General features: G+C 68.1%; 12 protein-coding genes and 1 pseudogene. 6 read left to right on the top strand and 7 right to left on the bottom strand.

All coding sequences use genetic code 11. The annotated features are described in order from the left end of the window. Positions 1-57: 57 nt before the first annotated feature. Genes OG407_RS00875 through OG407_RS00865 form a run of 3 tightly spaced genes read right to left on the bottom strand, consistent with a single transcriptional unit; the run spans position 58 to position 3764 of the window. Positions 58-1101: an ABC transporter permease gene (locus tag OG407_RS00875; RefSeq protein ID WP_329353094.1), complete on the bottom strand. Its 1044-nt coding sequence runs from the start codon at positions 1099-1101 to the stop codon at positions 58-60. Beyond that, complete coding sequence (locus OG407_RS00870; protein WP_329353096.1) at positions 1094-2656, bottom strand: sugar ABC transporter ATP-binding protein; 1563 nt, start codon at positions 2654-2656, stop codon at positions 1094-1096. Before OG407_RS00870 ends, OG407_RS00875 begins: the two co-directional genes overlap by 8 nt. 46 nt (positions 2657-2702) lie before the next feature. Continuing rightward, complete coding sequence (locus OG407_RS00865) at positions 2703-3764, bottom strand: sugar ABC transporter substrate-binding protein (RefSeq protein WP_329353098.1); 1062 nt, start codon at positions 3762-3764, stop codon at positions 2703-2705. Positions 3765-4342: 578 nt separating this feature from the next. On the opposite strand from OG407_RS00865, the gene OG407_RS00860 reads away from it, so the two are divergent. Then, positions 4343-6280, top strand: coding sequence for an alpha-L-fucosidase (locus tag OG407_RS00860; RefSeq protein ID WP_405854004.1), 1938 nt, complete (start codon positions 4343-4345; stop codon positions 6278-6280). A 34-nt stretch (positions 6281-6314) separates the two neighbouring features. Here the strand turns inward: OG407_RS00860 and OG407_RS00855 are convergent, their stop codons facing one another. Next, on the bottom strand, positions 6315-6869 hold the full coding sequence (locus OG407_RS00855) for a helix-turn-helix domain-containing protein (RefSeq protein WP_329353101.1): 555 nt from the start codon (positions 6867-6869) through the stop codon (positions 6315-6317). Positions 6870-6980: 111 nt separating this feature from the next. Between OG407_RS00855 and OG407_RS00850 the strand changes: the two genes are divergently transcribed. The 3 genes from OG407_RS00850 to OG407_RS00840 all read left to right on the top strand — a co-directional run bounded on the left by OG407_RS00850 (position 6981) and on the right by OG407_RS00840 (position 10571). Further along, complete coding sequence (locus tag OG407_RS00850) at positions 6981-8603, top strand: phytoene desaturase family protein (protein ID WP_405854001.1); 1623 nt, start codon at positions 6981-6983, stop codon at positions 8601-8603. After that, a complete protein-coding gene (locus OG407_RS00845; protein ID WP_405853999.1) occupies positions 8600-8908 on the top strand; it encodes an EthD family reductase in 309 nt (102 codons plus the stop codon). Before OG407_RS00850 ends, OG407_RS00845 begins: the two co-directional genes overlap by 4 nt. A gap of 700 nt (positions 8909-9608) precedes the next feature. Then, positions 9609-10571 (top strand): expansin EXLX1 family cellulose-binding protein, encoded by a 963-nt coding sequence (locus tag OG407_RS00840; protein WP_405853997.1) that lies wholly within the window; start codon positions 9609-9611, stop codon positions 10569-10571. A 261-nt stretch (positions 10572-10832) separates the two neighbouring features. On the opposite strand, the pseudogene OG407_RS00835 reads toward OG407_RS00840, so the two are convergent. After that, positions 10833-12269, bottom strand: a pseudogene (locus tag OG407_RS00835) (NF041680 family putative transposase). 327 nt (positions 12270-12596) lie between these two features. On the opposite strand from OG407_RS00835, the gene OG407_RS00830 reads away from it, so the two are divergent. Next, complete coding sequence (locus OG407_RS00830) at positions 12597-12776, top strand: hypothetical protein (RefSeq protein ID WP_405853995.1); 180 nt, start codon at positions 12597-12599, stop codon at positions 12774-12776. Between the two features lie 232 nt (positions 12777-13008). Here OG407_RS00830 and OG407_RS00825 read toward each other — a convergent pair whose 3' ends face one another. Next, a complete protein-coding gene (locus OG407_RS00825; RefSeq protein WP_329347269.1) occupies positions 13009-13428 on the bottom strand; it encodes a hypothetical protein in 420 nt (139 codons plus the stop codon). A gap of 53 nt (positions 13429-13481) precedes the next feature. Next, complete coding sequence (locus OG407_RS00820) at positions 13482-14225, bottom strand: SDR family oxidoreductase (RefSeq protein WP_405853993.1); 744 nt, start codon at positions 14223-14225, stop codon at positions 13482-13484. Between the two features lie 119 nt (positions 14226-14344). Here OG407_RS00820 and OG407_RS00815 point away from each other — a divergent pair, with 119 nt between their 5' ends. Then, positions 14345-15271, top strand: coding sequence for a LysR family transcriptional regulator (locus OG407_RS00815; protein ID WP_405853991.1), 927 nt, complete (start codon positions 14345-14347; stop codon positions 15269-15271). The last annotated feature ends 429 nt before the right edge of the window (positions 15272-15700 follow it).

Genomic DNA, 15700 nt, shown 5'->3' with positions numbered 1-15700 from the left:
ACGACGGCGGAGGCCGGGGGCCGCGCGGTCACGGTGGATCCGGCGGCGGCCGCCCGTTCAGTCCTGGACCTTGCCGCCCGTGATGCGCGAGATCATCAGCGCGACCAGGATGATGAGGCCGTTGAGGGCGCCGATCCACTGCGCGGGCACGCCGCCCAGGGTCAGCACGTTCTGGATCATGAAAAGCAGCAGGATGCCGCTGAAGGCCCCGAACATGGTGCCCTTGCCGCCGTTGAGGCTGATCCCGCCGATGACGGCGGCGGCCATGACGGTGAAGATGTAGCCGTTGCCCTGTGCGGAGGCGACGGAGGCGAGCCGCCCGGAGAGCAGGAGGCCGGCGAGGGCGGCGAGCACACTGCCGGTGACGATGACGATCCACAGCACCCGGTCGGTGCGGATACCGGCCGCCTTCGCGGCGTCGACGTTGCCGCCGATGGCGTACAGGGAGCGGCCGAAGCTGGTCCAGCCGAGGACCACGATGGCCACCGCGAACAGTGCCAGGCAGAGCCAGATGGAGGCGGGCATCCCGAACCACTCGGCGGTGCCCAGGTAGAGCATCGACTCGGGCAGCTGGAAGAAGGTCTGGCCGCCGGAGATACCGGTGAGGACCCCGCGCAGGACGATCAGCATGCCGAGGGTGACGATGAAGCCGTTGAGGCCGAAGCGGATGATCAGGACGGCGTTGATGACACCGACGAGTGCGCCGACGGCGAGGGTGACGGGAATCGCCCAGGCGCCCGGGAGGAGACCGAGGCCGTGTCCCGCCCCGGTCGGCACCACCAGCCAGGCGGCCACTCCGGGCGCCAGGCCCATGGTGGACTCCAGGGAGAGGTCCATCTTCTTGACGATCAGGATCATCGTCTGGGCGAGGACCAGCAGCGCGATCTCGGACATGGTCTGCAGCACGTTGATCAGGTTGTCGGCCTGCAGGAAGACCGGGCTGACGATCTGGCCCACGACCGCGATCACCACGATGGCGGGGACGAGCGCGAGGTCACGCAGCCTGGCCAGCGGCACCCGGCCGCCGAACAGCGCAGTCGGCTTGGTTCCCGGCTCCGCGGCCTCTGAGGCGGCCTTGTCCGCGAGAACGGATTCAGACATTTAGGTCCACTCCTTCCATCGCGGCCACGAGGTCGTGGTCGTGCCAGCCGCGGGCGATCTCTGTCGTCACCCGGCCCTGGAACATCACCAGGACCCGGTCGCACATGCGCAGGTCGTCGAGCTCGTCGGAGGCGATGAGCACTCCGGTGCCGGTCTGCGCGGTCTCCTCGACCTTGCCGAGGAGGAACTCCTTGGAGCGCACGTCCACGCCCGCCGTCGGGTTGATCAGCACCAGCAGCCGGGGGTCATCGGCCAGGGCGCGGGCCATGACGACCTTCTGCTGGTTGCCCCCGGACAGTGCGGAGACAGGCAGGTCCGCTGAAGGAGTCTTGATCGCCAGGTTCTCGATCATGCCCTCGGCGAGCCGGTCCCGGTGACCGCGGCTCAGGAAGCCGTGGGAGCCGAGCCGCTTGGGGACGGACAGGGTGGCGTTGTCCGCGATCGACATGTCGGGGACGAAGCCCTGGTGGTGCCGGTCCTGCGGCACGAACCCGGCACCGGCGGCGAGCGCCGCGGGCACGCTGCCCGGCCGGGGCCGACGCCCGGCGATCTCCACCGCTCCGCCGTCGGCGGACCGAAGCCCTACGACGGTCTCGGCGACCTCCGTACGACCGCTCACCGCGGCCCCGGCGAGTCCCACGATCTCGCCCGCCCCCACCTGGAAGGTGACATCGCCGTAGGTTCCGCCGCTCAGCCCCTGGACGTTCAGCGCGACCGTGGCACCGGTGTCCAGAGTGCTCGCCCGCGCCTCGCGCCGGTCGGCCGCCGCCTCGCCGGTCATGGCGGCGACGAGCTCGGTTCGGGGGAGCTCGGCCACCGGCGCGGTCAGGATGTGCCGGGCGTCGCGGAACACCGTCACCATGTCGCAGATCTCGTAGACCTCCTGGAGGTGGTGACTGATGAACAGGAAGGTCACGCCCTGGCGTTGCAGGTCGCGGATCCTGCCGAAGAGTCGGCTGATGGCGGCCGCGTCGAGCTGGGCGGTGGGTTCGTCGAGGATGATGAACCGGGCGCCGAAGGACAGCGCGCGGGCGATCTCGACGAACTGCCGCTGCTCCACGTTGAGTTCGCCGGCAGAAGTCTGGGGGTCGACGTCCACCGACCAGGCCGACAACGTCTCCTGCGCACGGCGGCGCACGCCCTGCCAGCTGATCAGCCGGCTGCGCCCGTGGTGGTGCCGGTTGAGGAAGAGGTTCTCCGCGACGGTCAGCGTCGGGATGATCGTCGACTTCTGGTAGACACAGGCGACCCGCTGCCGCCAGGCGTCGCGGTCGGTGAGCCGCGGCGCCGGGGTGCCGCCGAAGGAGACGCTTCCCTCGTCGGGGGCCTGGAGGCCGGTGAGGACCGACACCAGGGTCGACTTGCCGGCTCCGTTGCGGCCCACGAGCGCGTGGGTCTCGCCGGGCCTGATGGTGATCCGGGCGCCGTTGAGGGCCACCGTCGGACCGAATCGTTTGACTATGCCCGTCGCCTCGACGACGGGCGGGCCCGCTGCGGCCCGGCCGTCGTCCGCCGGGGCGGGCGCGGGGGTGACTGCTCGCTCCCCGTCGCTCATCTCAACCGCCTTGTACTCGTGAACCGTTGTATGCCGGACGGGGGGATCAGCCGAGGTTGTTGCCCCACAGCGACTTGTCGTCGCTCTTGACGCTGGGCACGCCGCCGTAGGTGCCGCCGTCGGCGGTGACCAGCGGGGCGGAGAGCTGGTCCTCCAGGAGGCCGTCACGGACCTGGATGATGGTGCTGTCGTGGTCGGTCTTGCCGGGCTTGAACGTCTTTCCGTCGATCGCGGCCTTGAGGTAGTACAGGGCGTACTTGGCGTACAGGTCGGCGGGCTGGGAGACGGTGGCGTCGATCTTGCCCTCGCCTATGGACTTCAGTTCCTCGGGGATGCCGTCGTTGGACACGACGAACACGTGCTTCTTGTCCGACGGCTCGACCAGCAGGCCCTTCTGCTTGAGGACCTGGAGGGTGCCGGCCAGGGCGAAACTGGACTGCATGTAGACGCCCTTGATGTCCGGATTCGCGGTCAGGTCCGTCTGCAGCTTCTGCGCGGCGACGGCGCCGTCCCAGTTGGTGGCCTCGCCGAACACCTTGATGCCGGGGTAGTTCTTCTTCACGCAGTCGTTGAACGCCTCGGTGCGGTCACGGCCGTTGATGGAGTCCAGGCCGCCCTCCAGCATGACGACCTTGCCCTTGCCGCTCAGCTTGGTGCCCAGGTACTGGCACGCCTTCTCGCCGTACGCCCGGTTGTCGGCGCGCACCACCATGAAGACCTTGCCGCTGTCGGGGCGGGTGTCGACGGTGACGACCGGGATCTTCTTCGCCGCCAGCTGCGCCAGCGTCGGCGCGATGGCGGCGGTGTCCTGCGGGGCCATCGCCACGCCCTTGACGCCCTGACTGATGAACGTCTGCGCGTTGGCGGTCAGTTTGGCGACGTCGTTCTGCGAGTTGGTGGTCTTGAGGGAGACGCCGAACTCCTTGGCGTACTCCGGCGTGTACTTGATGTACGAGTTCCAGAAGTCGGTGTCCGAGCGCGGGTAGTCGACCCCCACCAGCGGGGCACCGCCGGCGGACGTGGAGGTGGAACCGCCGCCACAGGCGCTGGTCAGCAGCAGGGCGGACGTGGCCGAGACAGCTGTGAAGAGTGCGGTTCTGAGTCTCATGGCTTCTTTCCTCACGCGGAACGGCTGGACGGGCGGGCAATGTTTCGGGGGTGCGAACGTCAGATGACGTCACCTCTAGACATGGGATGTTTATAGGCGTGAACCTTCCCCCCTGTCCAGACGTTTGCGACCACTGGCATAAAAAGCGAGGTAACGAGTGGAGAACGGCGGCGGGTGCGGACTTCCACCACGCGATCCATCCCATCTCTGCCTTCGTGGGTGCTCCGCCGCGAAAACCCTTGACTCGATCACTGAGGGCAGAGACATGCCATGTCTGAGCCTCCGGGAGGCGCCCAATAAAGTGCAATCAATGATAAATCGGTCATATTTCCTGTCTTTCATCCCTGCAAAGGTGTTGACATCCACGGGATACATGGCCGAAGTTCATCGTTAACATCCGGAGCCTCCGGCCGGGGTGCTGTTCGGCCCGCGTCCCCGCCCGCACGCAAGCCGTCGTTCGCGGCACCTGGGGGTTCGCCGACTGCCTGCAGGTGCGAGAACCGGGCGATGCGCATTCGGTCATCTCCCACCGTGTACAGCCCAGCCAGGGACAAAGCACACAAACCAGGAGTGAGATCATGCCGTCAGGAAGACTGTCCCGCCGTACGCTTCTGACTGCGGCGGGTGCTGCGGCAGCAGCGACCGCCCTGCCTGTTCTTCCCGCCTTCTCCGGCCTTCTGTCCGAGGCGTCCGCCGCTGACCTGCAGACCAATCTGGTCCATCTGGCCAACCTGCGGTTCGGGATGTTCAACCACTTCAACCTGGGCACGTTCACCAACGAGGAGTGGGCCGCGCCGAACCAGGACCCCGCGCTGTTCGCTCCCACGGCCGTCGACTGCGCGCAGTGGGCGGCTGCGGCCGCCGCCGCGAAGATGAGTTACGGCGTGCTGACGACCAAGCACCACGACGGCTTTGCCTTGTGGCCGAGCGCCTACGGCACGCAGAACGTCGCCAACAGCTCCTACAAGCACGACATCGTGCAGGCTTACGTCACCGCGTTCCGCGCTCAGGGCCTCAGGGTCGGCCTGTACTACTCGATCTGGGACCGCACCTACAACGTGCAGGCCTACGACACACGGCACGGGGTCGCCGCCGCCGAGGAGATCCAGCCGGGGGACATCACCTTCATCCTCAACCAGATCACCGAGCTGCTGACGAACTACGGCACCATCGACATGTTCATCACCGACGGCTACGCCTGGCAGATGGGCCAGCAGGCCGTCTCCTACCAGCGGATCCGCGAACACGTGAAGTCGCTGCAGCCGAACATCGTCATGATCGACCACGGCGGGCTCTCACAACCGTGGCTCGGCGACGCGATCTACTTCGAAGAGCCGCTCGGTGTCACCTCGCCGGCCGGCAACACCTACGCCTCCCTCCAGGGACAGACGATCAGCAACGGCTGGTTCTGGCACCCTTCCACACCTACCACCGACCCGATGAGCCAGGCGTCGATCCTGTCCCATCTCACGGACCTGGAACCGAAGTACACCTCCTTCATCCTCAACTGCCCGCCCAACCGCGACGGCGTACTGGACACCAACATCGTCAACCGCCTCGCCGGCGTCGGCGCCGCCTGGAGCCCGAACACCTCCCGGGCCCCGCTGCCGACCCAGCAACTGCGCTGCGAGCACCCGGTCAACCCGGTCAATGCCTACGCCACCGCCTTCCACACCGGCGAGGGCCCGCTCAACGCCATCGACGGGCTCAGCGACAAATCCTTCGAGACCTGCTGGTCCACCTGGAGTCTGTCGCTGCCGCAGTCGATCACGATCGACCTGGGCGGGGTCTGGAGCAACGTCTCCACCCTGGAATACCTGCCCAAACAGTGGAACCGGTCCAACACCACCGACGGCGACATCACGTCGTACACCATCTACACCAGCACGGACGGCGTCACCTTCACGCAAGCCGCCACCGGTACCTGGAGCGGCAACCAGACGACCAAGCTGGTGGAGTGGACGAACCGCAACGTCGGTTTCGTGCGCATCCAGGTCGATGCCGCCACCGGCGGCTACGCGAACATCGGCGGCGTCAGGATCGGCGGCCGGTCGGCCAGGCCCGCCCTGGTCTCCAGCACGTTCCCCGGCGACTCGACCGTCTACAAGCTGGTCAACCGCAACAGCGGAGAGGTGGCCGACGTGTACAACTTCGGCACCGCCAACGGCGCCAACATCCAGCAGTGGCCCTGGCTGGACAACACGGCCCAGAAGTGGACCTTCGTGAGCACCGGCGACGGCTACTTCGAGATCCGCAACGTCAACAGCGGCAAGCTCATGGAGGTCGCAGGGCTCTCCCGCGTCGACGGCGGAAACGTCGGCATATGGGCCGATGCCAACGTTCCCCAGCAGCACTGGGCCCTGACGCCCACCGGTGACGGCTACTACTTCCTCACCAACCGGCTCAGCGGTCTTTCACTCAACGTGGACGGCGCTTCCACCGCCGACGGCGCCAACGTCAACCAGTACACGTACACCAACGCCGCTCGGGAGCAGTGGCGGATCGTCAGCGTTTAGCCGAACGGCCGCAGGCGGCGCAGCGATGCGGATGTCACGGCCCGTCAGCCGGGCCGGGGGCATCTGCTGCGCCGGGCCGGGTGGGCCGGGCTCCGGGGCCGGGTGTCGCGGTGATGTCGCGGACGGCGGCGATTTCGTGGCCGGAGGCGCAGGCGATGACCGAGTGGACCGGCGCCCCGCAGTCGCGATGGATCAGCGTGACCGTGGGCCCGGGCGCGTCGGCAAGCCAGTGTTCGGCCCAGGCGTTGAGAGCGACCAGGGTGGGAGCGAGGCTGAGCCCTTTGTCGGTGAGACGGTACTCGTCCCGCTCGCGGGCACCGGGCTCGCGGTAGGGCCGTTTCTCAAGCACGCCGATGGCCACGAGGTCGCGCAGTCGTGTCGAGAGGACAGTCCGGCTCAGCTCGCACCGACGCTGGAAGTCCTCGAAACGCCGCGTGCCGTAGAAGGCTTCCTTCAAGATTTTGCCGGCCGCGCGGGGGTTGAGGACCTCCAGGGCGAGGGCGATCGAGTCGGGCTCGATGTCCCAGGAATCACGGTTCCACTGGGTTGGACCGCCCGGCAGTCCCGGTCCTTCTGGTGCGTCAGCCACGTCCCTCTCCCCAGGTCGGCGCCTGCCCACAGGCCCCTCACACGCCTGCACTTTACACTCACCCCGAGGCTGAGTACGGTTATGCGTACTCAGCTGAGGAGAGGGGCGCACATGAGCGTCGGACAGAGTTACCGCCGGAGCAAGGCCGGTACGTCATGGGACGCGATCGTCATCGGGTCCGGGATCGGCGGCCTCACCACCGCCGGCTTCCTCGCCCGGGCCGGACAACGGGTTCTGGTACTGGAGCGGCATTCGACGGCCGGCGGAGCCACTCAGACCTTCCGCCGGGCCGGGTACGAGTGGGACGCCGGACTGCACTACATGGGCGAGGTGCACCGTCCCGACAGCGGGCTGCGCCGGATCTTCGACCACATCACCGGCGGCAATCTTGAGTGGGCCCCGATGCCCGACGTCTACAACCGCATCGTCGTCGGCGACCGCCAGTACGAGATCCCGTCGGGCGCCGAGCGGTTCAAGGAGCGCATGACCCGGTACTTCCCGGACGAAGCCGAGGCGATCAGCCGCTACGTGGACCTGGTCTTCTCGGCCAACCGGACGGCCAAGAACTTCTTCGCACAGCGCAGCCTGCCACAGCCGGCCGCCGACGAGCTCTACGAGGCGATGTGCGCACCGTTTCGCGCGTTCTCCGACCGCACGGCGACGGAAGTCCTTTCGGAACTCACCGACAACGAGGAGCTCAAGACCGTCCTGTGCGGTCACTACGGCGACTACTCACTGACCCCGGGGCGCGCCTCGTTCGGTATGCACGCCATGCTCATCCGGCACTACATCGACGGCGCCAACTTCCCGGTCGGCGGATCGGGCCGACTGGCCGAGACCATCAGCGAGGTGATCCGGGACGCGGGCGGAGAGGTCCTCATCGCCGCCGAAGTCTCCTCCGTGCTGCTCGACGACGAGGGGCGGGCCGGTGGTGTCACGATGACCGACGGCCGCGTGTTCCGCGCGCCGGCAGTGATCAGCGATGCCGGCGCCCTCAACACCCTCACCCGTCTGCTGCCCGCCGAAGCGAAACACGACGACAGCCTCGTTCAGGCGTGCCGGACGATCGGCCCCTCGCTCACCTGGGTCGTCCTCAACATCGGGCTCAAGGAGCCGGCCGACCAGCTCGGCCTGCAGGCGTCCAACATCTGGGCACACCAGGGACCTGACATCGACGCCCAGTTCGCCGCCTACGAGGCGGATCCCCTGCACCGTCCGATGCCGTCGTACTTCCTGACCGCTGCTTCGGCCAAGGATCCGCTCTGGAACGTCCGCTACCCCGGGCGGAGCACGGTCGACATCGCCGGGGTGACGACCTGGTCCCTGTTCGAGCCCTTCGCGGACAGCGCCTGGATGCGTCGCGGACCGGAGTACGAGCAGCTCAAGCAACGACTGAGCCAGGAACTGCTCGACCAGGTCCTGCGGTTCTATCCCAAGACGGAAGGCAAGATCGATCACATGGAGCTGGCCACGCCGCTCAGCTTCAATCACTTCCTCGGCCGGACCCACGGTGACTTCATGTCGCTGGCGCACACTCCCGAACGCTTTGCCCAGCGGGGTCTGAGCGCCCACACCACGGTGCCCGGCCTGTTCCTCAGCGGCCAGGACATCGCCGCGGCCGGCGTCAGCGGCGCGGTGATGGGCGGACTCGTCGCGGCATCCGCCGTGCTCGAACGTGATCCACTCGCCGACCTCTCCACGAGGAACCTCATGTCCGCAGGAGACAGCGCATGACCGTGAAACTGATGGTGCTGTACACGCAGCCCGTCGACGGCGACGCCTTCGACGAACATTACCTGGGTGTCCACGCGCCCCTCGTGGAGGCGGTTCCAGGCCTCGAACGATGGGAGTCCGCACGCGTTGCCGGAGCCGCCGACGGCGGTGAGTCGACGTTCCATCGAGTCGCGGAGCTGTATTTCACGGACATGGAGTCCCTGGAAGCCGCGCTCGGATCCGACGAGGGACGGGCTACGGGCCGCGACTACCGGCAGATCGCTCCACCCGGCTCCCGGATGTTCATCGCCGCGCTCGACGAGTAGCTGCCACGGTCATCCGTTCGCGGTGAGCGTGGTCCCGGGAGCGGCGCACTCCCGGCACGCGGTATCCCGATGGGGCGGCCCGACCTCGAAGCAAGCGGCGGCCCGTGAATCAAGTGCAGCCCGAGGCCGCAGAGTTGCTCGCTCAGGACATGACGCAGCCACAGGCAGCAGCCCCTGCGGCTGCCATCACCGGAAAGTCCTCCGACGCCTGGCACACACGCCGACGGCCGGACGGTATGGAGTCTCTGAGGTCCAAGCGTCCGCCGCCGGTGCCGGTTTCCCTGTCTCATCGCCCGGGCCCCGGCGTTGGAATTCGGCTGATGCGTGCGGAGGAGTCCTTGGCGGTGACAGCGCGGGATGGGAGCGGCAGGCCGGTCACCAGGAGCGCGTCGACGGCGAGCGGATCCTCCACCGGAGCCAGGGGCCGTCCGAAACGGCACAGTCCCACCAGGCTGCCCGCTCACCTTGGCTCACCTGGCATCACCAACCCGCAGAGGCATCGACCCGCGCCCGCAGCAGGCTGTGCTCCCATCTGAGGATCCAAGGGCGGGAGCACGGGAACCACAACGACCGTGCCCGGCACTCCTGTCCGGCTGCTCATGCGTCGGTACCTGACCCGCCGAAAAATCGGCGGCAACCTTTCCACCACCTGTGACCACTGAGCAGTGCAACACCGACTCGCTCTTCCGAACGGATGGACATGCAAGAGACAACACGTCAGGCGGCGCGGCAGCGCAGGCACAGACGCCGACTGATGGTGGGCGCCACCACGGGACTGATCGTCACGGGACTTCTCGTCTGCCTGGTCATGACGATGCAACCGGACCGCAAGGAGGACGCGGGGCCGGCGGCCACGGCCGTCGCCAACTCCCAGGAGACTCTCCCGGCGGCCTCGCCGGGGCGCAAGCTGTCCTCAACGTCCCCGTCCGCGACCTCCACGAGCTCCGTGACACCGTCTGCCGGTCCGACCACGCCGAAGGCTTCCGCGTCCAGGTCGGCGGCGCGGGCATCGGCCTCCCCGCGGAAGGCTCCCGTCACGACCTCGCCGGCCGGGCGAATCAGGCCCAAGACCACGTACCAGGGTGTCGCCACGGTCTACAAGGCCGGGGTAGGGGACGGCGCCTGCTCGTACGGGCCGAGCAGCGACATGATGATCGCGGCGATGAACACCACCGACTACGAGACGTCCAGAACCTGCGGGGCGTACATACGCGTCCACGCGGCGAACGGCGCCTCCGTCACGGTCCGGATCACCAACGAATGCCCGCTGCCCTGTGCGCCTGGGCAACTCGACCTCAGCGAACAGGCCTTCGCCGAACTGGCCCCCGTCTCGACCGGCCGGCTCGCGATCACCTGGAGCCTGCTGAGCCCCGACACGGCGGGCACGATCTCGATCCGTTACAAGACCGGGTCCAGCCCCTACTGGTGCGGTATCCAGGCGATCGGCCACCGCAACCCGCTGGCCCGGCTGGAGGTCCGCAGCGGCGGCGGTTGGCGCCAACTGGCCCGTACCGACTACAACTACTTCCTCTCTCCCGACGGCAGCGGGTGTGGTGGCGCCATCAGGCTCACCGACATCTACGGACAACAACTCACCGTCAACGGGATCGCGGTGCGGCCGGACGTCGTGCAGCCCACACGGGCCCAGTTCGCCCGACACTGACCCGAACGCCCTGCCGCTCCCGCGTGAACGGAACGCTCCGGGGCGGCAGGTGGCGGAGACCAGGGCTCATGGCTCGATGTGGAGCGCGCGGGGCGGAGGTCAGAACATCGCCGGGGTCCCGGCGTTGGTGTGGTGGCGCGGCGCTCGGTCGGGGTGATGCCGCGCAGGCGTTTGAAGGCGGCGCTCAGTGCGAAGGGGTTGACGTAGCCGACCTTCACCCGGCGGTGGGAGAAAGAACCACCGGCTCAGCTTGTTCTTTATCTACCAAGATCGGCCAGGTCTGTCGATGGCCTTGAGGGTCTCGGGGCGTTTGACGGTTTTACCAACGTCGTAGCGGGGTGCGGGATTGCGGTTCTTGGTCCCGGGCGGTCGTGCGGGACCAGCGCCGCGAGGTTGGGGAACGCGGGCCGGACAGAGCAGGTGGGCTCGGATGTTCCTGAACCCTCGGCGGACTCGGGCCTGGGTGAGGCGTTCGGGCCTGGTCGGCTTCTCCCCGATCCGATGGAGGCCGGCGGCCAGAGGCCGGGCGAGGCCGAGTTGGGTGTGGGCGACGACCACGAGCCAGGTACACCGGTCCGCGGCCTCGGGAGTACGGACCTTCGGGGTGGTCCAGCCGAGAGTCTGCTTTCCGAACCTGAAGGTGTGCTCAAGATCGAATCTCCTGAGGAACACCTGCCACCACAGGTCCACGTCTGCCGGGGCGGCGCCGGTCTTGGAGGACCACTGCCAAACCGGCGGTGCTTCCCGTTCCTTGGAGAGGTGCTCGACCTTCAAGCGGCCCAAGGTGCCCTCGACGACGGGGAGTTCACCGTCGTGCTCCAGCCAGGCCGAGCGGTGGGTCAACCTCGGGTGGACCCGGTCCCACGCTTGGGCTTCGGCCTTGCCGTAGTCGGTGATGGTGGTGATCGCAGCCTCGGGCCAGGTCTCGGGTTTGGCGAAGCGGAACTCCTTGCCGTGCTTCGGCGGTCGCCCACCCTGGGGATAGGCCAGGGTGTACTCCTTGAGCGAGGGCTTCGGCAGCCGCATCACCCGGTCACTGCGGATCCGCCCGACCAGCTCGACAGGAAGATCCCGCAGGACCCAGGCCAGGCGGGTGACGTCGTAACCCGCGTCCATGACGATCGTGATGTCCGGGTCGCCGGGCGCCCCCTGGCCGGCCGAGATGAGCCGTTGGGCCACGGCGCGGAGTTGGGTGGCGGTGACGGCGGTGGCGTCGTCTTCGGGTCCGAGCCGGACCACGTCCAGGATCGACGTTCATGAGGTGGCTCCCGGTTCGAGGACGGCGACGAAGGAGTACGGCCAATCCGGGATGAACGGGGAGGCGGACTTCGCCCGGCCGTAGACGTGGCAGAACAGCCGGTCTGCCGAGCACGGCGCGTCCGAGCGCAGCCACGGCGACACGTCGACCGCCAGCACCAGGCGCCCGCCCTCGAACCGGGGTAACGGCAGTCCGGCGAGCAAGGTCCGCAGCCTCTCGACGTCGATCCGGCCCCAGTTGAGAGATCCGTACAAAGCGCTGTGCCCACGCCGGTGCTCGGGCACCATCGTCAGGTCCACCGGCGAGGTGACCGGCCCGTCGGCGCACAACAGCGCGTCGGCCAGTTCGAACATTTCGTCACGCCGGGCGGTCAGACACTCGTAGAACTCTGCTCGGAAGCGTGACGCTTCCCGCCGGACATCCGGGTACACCACACTCATAGCAACGGCCTTCGACTGGTTCTCCTCGTGACGGAGCGCAGGATCAGACCCTCATGTCCGGCGAATGCCCAGGTGAGTGATCGCGTTCGGGACACCGTTCGAGGCCAGAAGAAAAAGAACAAGCTAAGTCGCGAGCGGTATCGCCGAGATCAACCCGGTGCGGATCTTCGGGCCCATCATGGCCTACTACCTCGTACCGTCCATCCTGTTCGGGGTCCTCATCGCCGCAGGGATTCTGTGGGTGCCGTGAACCGCTTGGCCGTCCCCCTTCAGCCCACCGGGTCGCAGACCCCCTCTCCTGCCCAACGCCCGGGAACCGGAGCCGTCGTGAACAGAGTCCTCTCTGTAGCCTCTCGCCTCTCGCTGCTCGTCTTCCTGCTCGGCGGGACGATCGCCACGTTCGGACAGATCGCGGGCCTCCTGGCGTTCGTCCGCGTCTACTTCAAGTCCGAGCAGCGGGAGCGAGAGGCAGAGCCCGTGCCGGAGCTGCCGAAACAGCGGACCTGAAAGCTCGGCGCGGTCGGTCGCTCCGCCGCGCGGGAGTGCGCGTCATGCCCGTCGCGGGCGAGTCCGACCGTGACGGGCTCACCTCCTTCGGGTGGAGCCGGTGATGTACGGTGCTGGACTCGACGAGCGGCTTCATGCCGTGGCACCCGAGGGAGTGGACGCGTTCGCCGACGTCTTCGGTGTCGGCCATGTCGAATTCGCGGCGCTGGTGACCGTGTCCTGGCCCCGTCCGTCAACTGTGCAAAGGCAGCGGGGCGTTGGGGCCGTCCTTGAATTCGACGGTGGCGAAGATCAAGGTCGTGGGACCCGTGTTCTCCAGGTCGTGGAGGAGGTACTGGCCGGATCGGAAGGAGAGGTGCCGGGTGTCGCCCGGCTGGTATGCGATCTCCCGGGTGGTGCCGTCGTCGGTGTGCTGGCGGCTGCGGCCGCCTGCGACCGCGGTCCAGAAGTAGTCCAGGACGTGCCGGTGGGCAGGCACGCGCTCGCCCGGGGCGAGGCGGATCTCCCACACGCGCACCCGGTCGGTCTCGCTCAGCAGCGTCTGGCCGACGTGCCCGTTGAATGCGTTGCGCTGGAATTCCTGGCGCAGGTGCGGAGGCCAGCCCTGGAAGCCGTCGGCGATCAGGTCTCCGGCGAGTGGAAGACCGCTCACGTCTTGGGTACTCAATGTGTCGCTCCGTTCGTGTGTGGGGCCGTCGGGTCGGCTCAGGCGAGGCGTCCGCCGCCGTCGACATGCAGCACGGTGCCGGTGACGTAGGGGTTGGTGAGCGTGAACAGCACCGCCTGGATGACATCGTCGGGGGTGCCGACGCGGCGGGCGGGGTTGCTCTCGGCGGTCTGGCGCAGGAACGCCTCCTTCCCGTCGCCCATGGCGTCCCAGGCTCCGGAGTCGATGATGCCGGGGGAGACGGCGTTCACCCGTAGCGGGGCGAGTTCCACTGCCAGGGCTTCGACGAGGAAAGCCAGCGCGCCGTTCGTGGTGGCCATCACCACCCGGCCCGGTGCGGGTCGCCACGCCGCCACACCGGAGAAGAAGGTGAACGAGCCGCCCTCACGCACCTGACCGGCCAGGTGCTTGGCGAGCAGTAGCGGGCCGATGACCTTGGCGGCGAACGCCCGCTGCACCGCTGAGAGTTCGAGTTCGGCGACCGGCCCGTTGGCCGGCATCGCCGCCGTCGAGACCAGGTGGTCGAAGGCGCCGGCCTCGGTCGCGAACGCGGCGATCGAGGCCTCGTCCGCGAGATCGAGCGCCAGCACCCTGGCTGCTCCTGGCAATTCGTCGGCCGTCACTCTGAGCTTGCCGGTGTCCGGACCCGCGAGGATCAGCTCGGCCCCGGCGGCCGACGTCCGCGCGGCCAGGGCCCGGCCCATGCGGGAGCCTGCGCCGAGGACAACGATGCGCCGACCTTCGAGAGACGGGGAAACGGAACGGGGAGGGGAGGCAGACATGGAGGCATCTCTTCACTCACGCCGCACGCCGGTGCGTACGGCTCTGTCATGTCGACCTTGCGCCACGCCTCATTGATACGTCCAAGACATACTTTCTACCTCTGGCATAACCTGGGTGTATGGCAACGCTGAGGCAGCTGGAATACCTGGTGACCGTCGTGGACACCGGGTCCTTCACCCGCGCCGCCGAGCTTCTGCATGTCTCCCAGCCCGCTCTCTCCCACCAGGTCCGCGCCCTGGAACGGGACAGCGGAGGCCCCCTCCTGGAACGCCTCCCGCGCTCGGTCCGGCTGACCCCGATGGGCCGCGCGATGCTGCCTCACGCCCGCGCCGCCCTCGCCGACGCGGGCCGGGCCCGCTCCGCGGCCCGTCGTGCGGCCGGGCTGGAAGCCGGCGAGCTCCAGCTCGCGGCCGTGTACTCGGTCACCCTCGGCGTCCTGCCGCCGGTCCTGAACGTCTGGCACGAGACCCACCCGCAGATTCAGGTACGCCTGCTGGAGCACCGGCACGCCGCGGAACTCCACGACACGATGACCGCCGGACACGCCGACCTCGCGGTCGGTCCACGACCGCCGAGCTGGGACGGTCTGCTGCGCGAGTTGGGCACCGAGGAGTTCGTCGTGGTCGTTTCCGCCGACGACCCGGCCGCCGAGCAGGGCGCGACCCGCGTTCGGCTCGAGACCCTCGCCGATCGCAGCTGGGTGCACTACGCCGCAGGCAACGGCCTCGCCGAGATCCTCGACCGGACCTGCGCTGCCGCCGGATTCCGCCCGCATACGGCGGTACGCACCGAACAGACCGCCGCCGCACCCCTGCTGGCCGCGGCCGGCCTGGGCCCCGCGCTGGTCCCCGCCAACGTCGTCCCGCCCCATTTCGCCGGCCGTCTGCTCCGCCCCGACCCGCCCGTACGCCGCACCCTGACCGCCTACACCCGGTCCCATCCGGACCCACTGACCACCGCGTTCCTCGACACCCTTGCCGAGCATGCGTGCGTCATGCCGCCACACGTCCATGACCAGCTGGTCCCTTGCCCGCCGAAAGGATGACGGCTGGCAGACCGGGCCCGCCGGGCCGGTGGCTTATGCGCGACGGAGCCCGGATCCGCGCACGATACGCGCGTCCTCTGCCTGTACGTGGGGGTGAACCGGCTGCCGAAGAGTCCAGTTGGCGGGGAAGAGGAATCCGCTGTGCGAGGGTTCTGTCCCCTTTGCTGAACTGCGCGGGCCCGGCTGCTTCTGGGGTGAGCGGCCAACTCGTCGATCCCAGGGGTCATTGAGGGGCCGCAAGGACAGGAACACATCGACAAGGACCGCACGGGACGGACACTGATCAGCACGTCTGAACTGGGAAAACGTCAGGCATGAGCGTTGATCCGCAAGGGCCGCCAAGATCTCCAATGGACTCGTAATCCGTCCGCCGTGGCTTCGAGTCCCACCCGCCCCACTGCGTAGGCCTCTGGTCCGAAAATGAGAGAT

The sequence above is a fragment of the Streptomyces sp. NBC_01515 genome (genome assembly GCF_045040345.1).
Lineage (GTDB): Bacteria > Actinomycetota > Actinomycetes > Streptomycetales > Streptomycetaceae > Streptomyces.
This window is presented reverse-complemented; position numbering and strand designations above follow the sequence as displayed.

What these genes read in the sequence shown, in the direction of transcription:
- OG407_RS00860 (WP_405854004.1), top strand. Translation starts at nt 4,343, where the DNA reads ATGCCGTCAGGAAGACTGTCCCGCCGTACGCTTCTGACTGCGGCGGGT.
- OG407_RS00815 (WP_405853991.1), top strand. Translation starts at nt 14,345, where the DNA reads ATGGCAACGCTGAGGCAGCTGGAATACCTGGTGACCGTCGTGGACACC.
- OG407_RS00870 (WP_329353096.1), bottom strand. Translation starts at nt 2,656, where the DNA reads ATGAGCGACGGGGAGCGAGCAGTCACCCCCGCGCCCGCCCCGGCGGAC.
- OG407_RS00865 (WP_329353098.1), bottom strand. Translation starts at nt 3,764, where the DNA reads ATGAGACTCAGAACCGCACTCTTCACAGCTGTCTCGGCCACGTCCGCC.
- OG407_RS00850 (WP_405854001.1), top strand. Translation starts at nt 6,981, where the DNA reads ATGAGCGTCGGACAGAGTTACCGCCGGAGCAAGGCCGGTACGTCATGG.
- OG407_RS00840 (WP_405853997.1), top strand. Translation starts at nt 9,609, where the DNA reads ATGCAAGAGACAACACGTCAGGCGGCGCGGCAGCGCAGGCACAGACGC.
- OG407_RS00845 (WP_405853999.1), top strand. Translation starts at nt 8,600, where the DNA reads ATGACCGTGAAACTGATGGTGCTGTACACGCAGCCCGTCGACGGCGAC.
- OG407_RS00820 (WP_405853993.1), bottom strand. Translation starts at nt 14,225, where the DNA reads ATGTCTGCCTCCCCTCCCCGTTCCGTTTCCCCGTCTCTCGAAGGTCGG.
- OG407_RS00875 (WP_329353094.1), bottom strand. Translation starts at nt 1,101, where the DNA reads ATGTCTGAATCCGTTCTCGCGGACAAGGCCGCCTCAGAGGCCGCGGAG.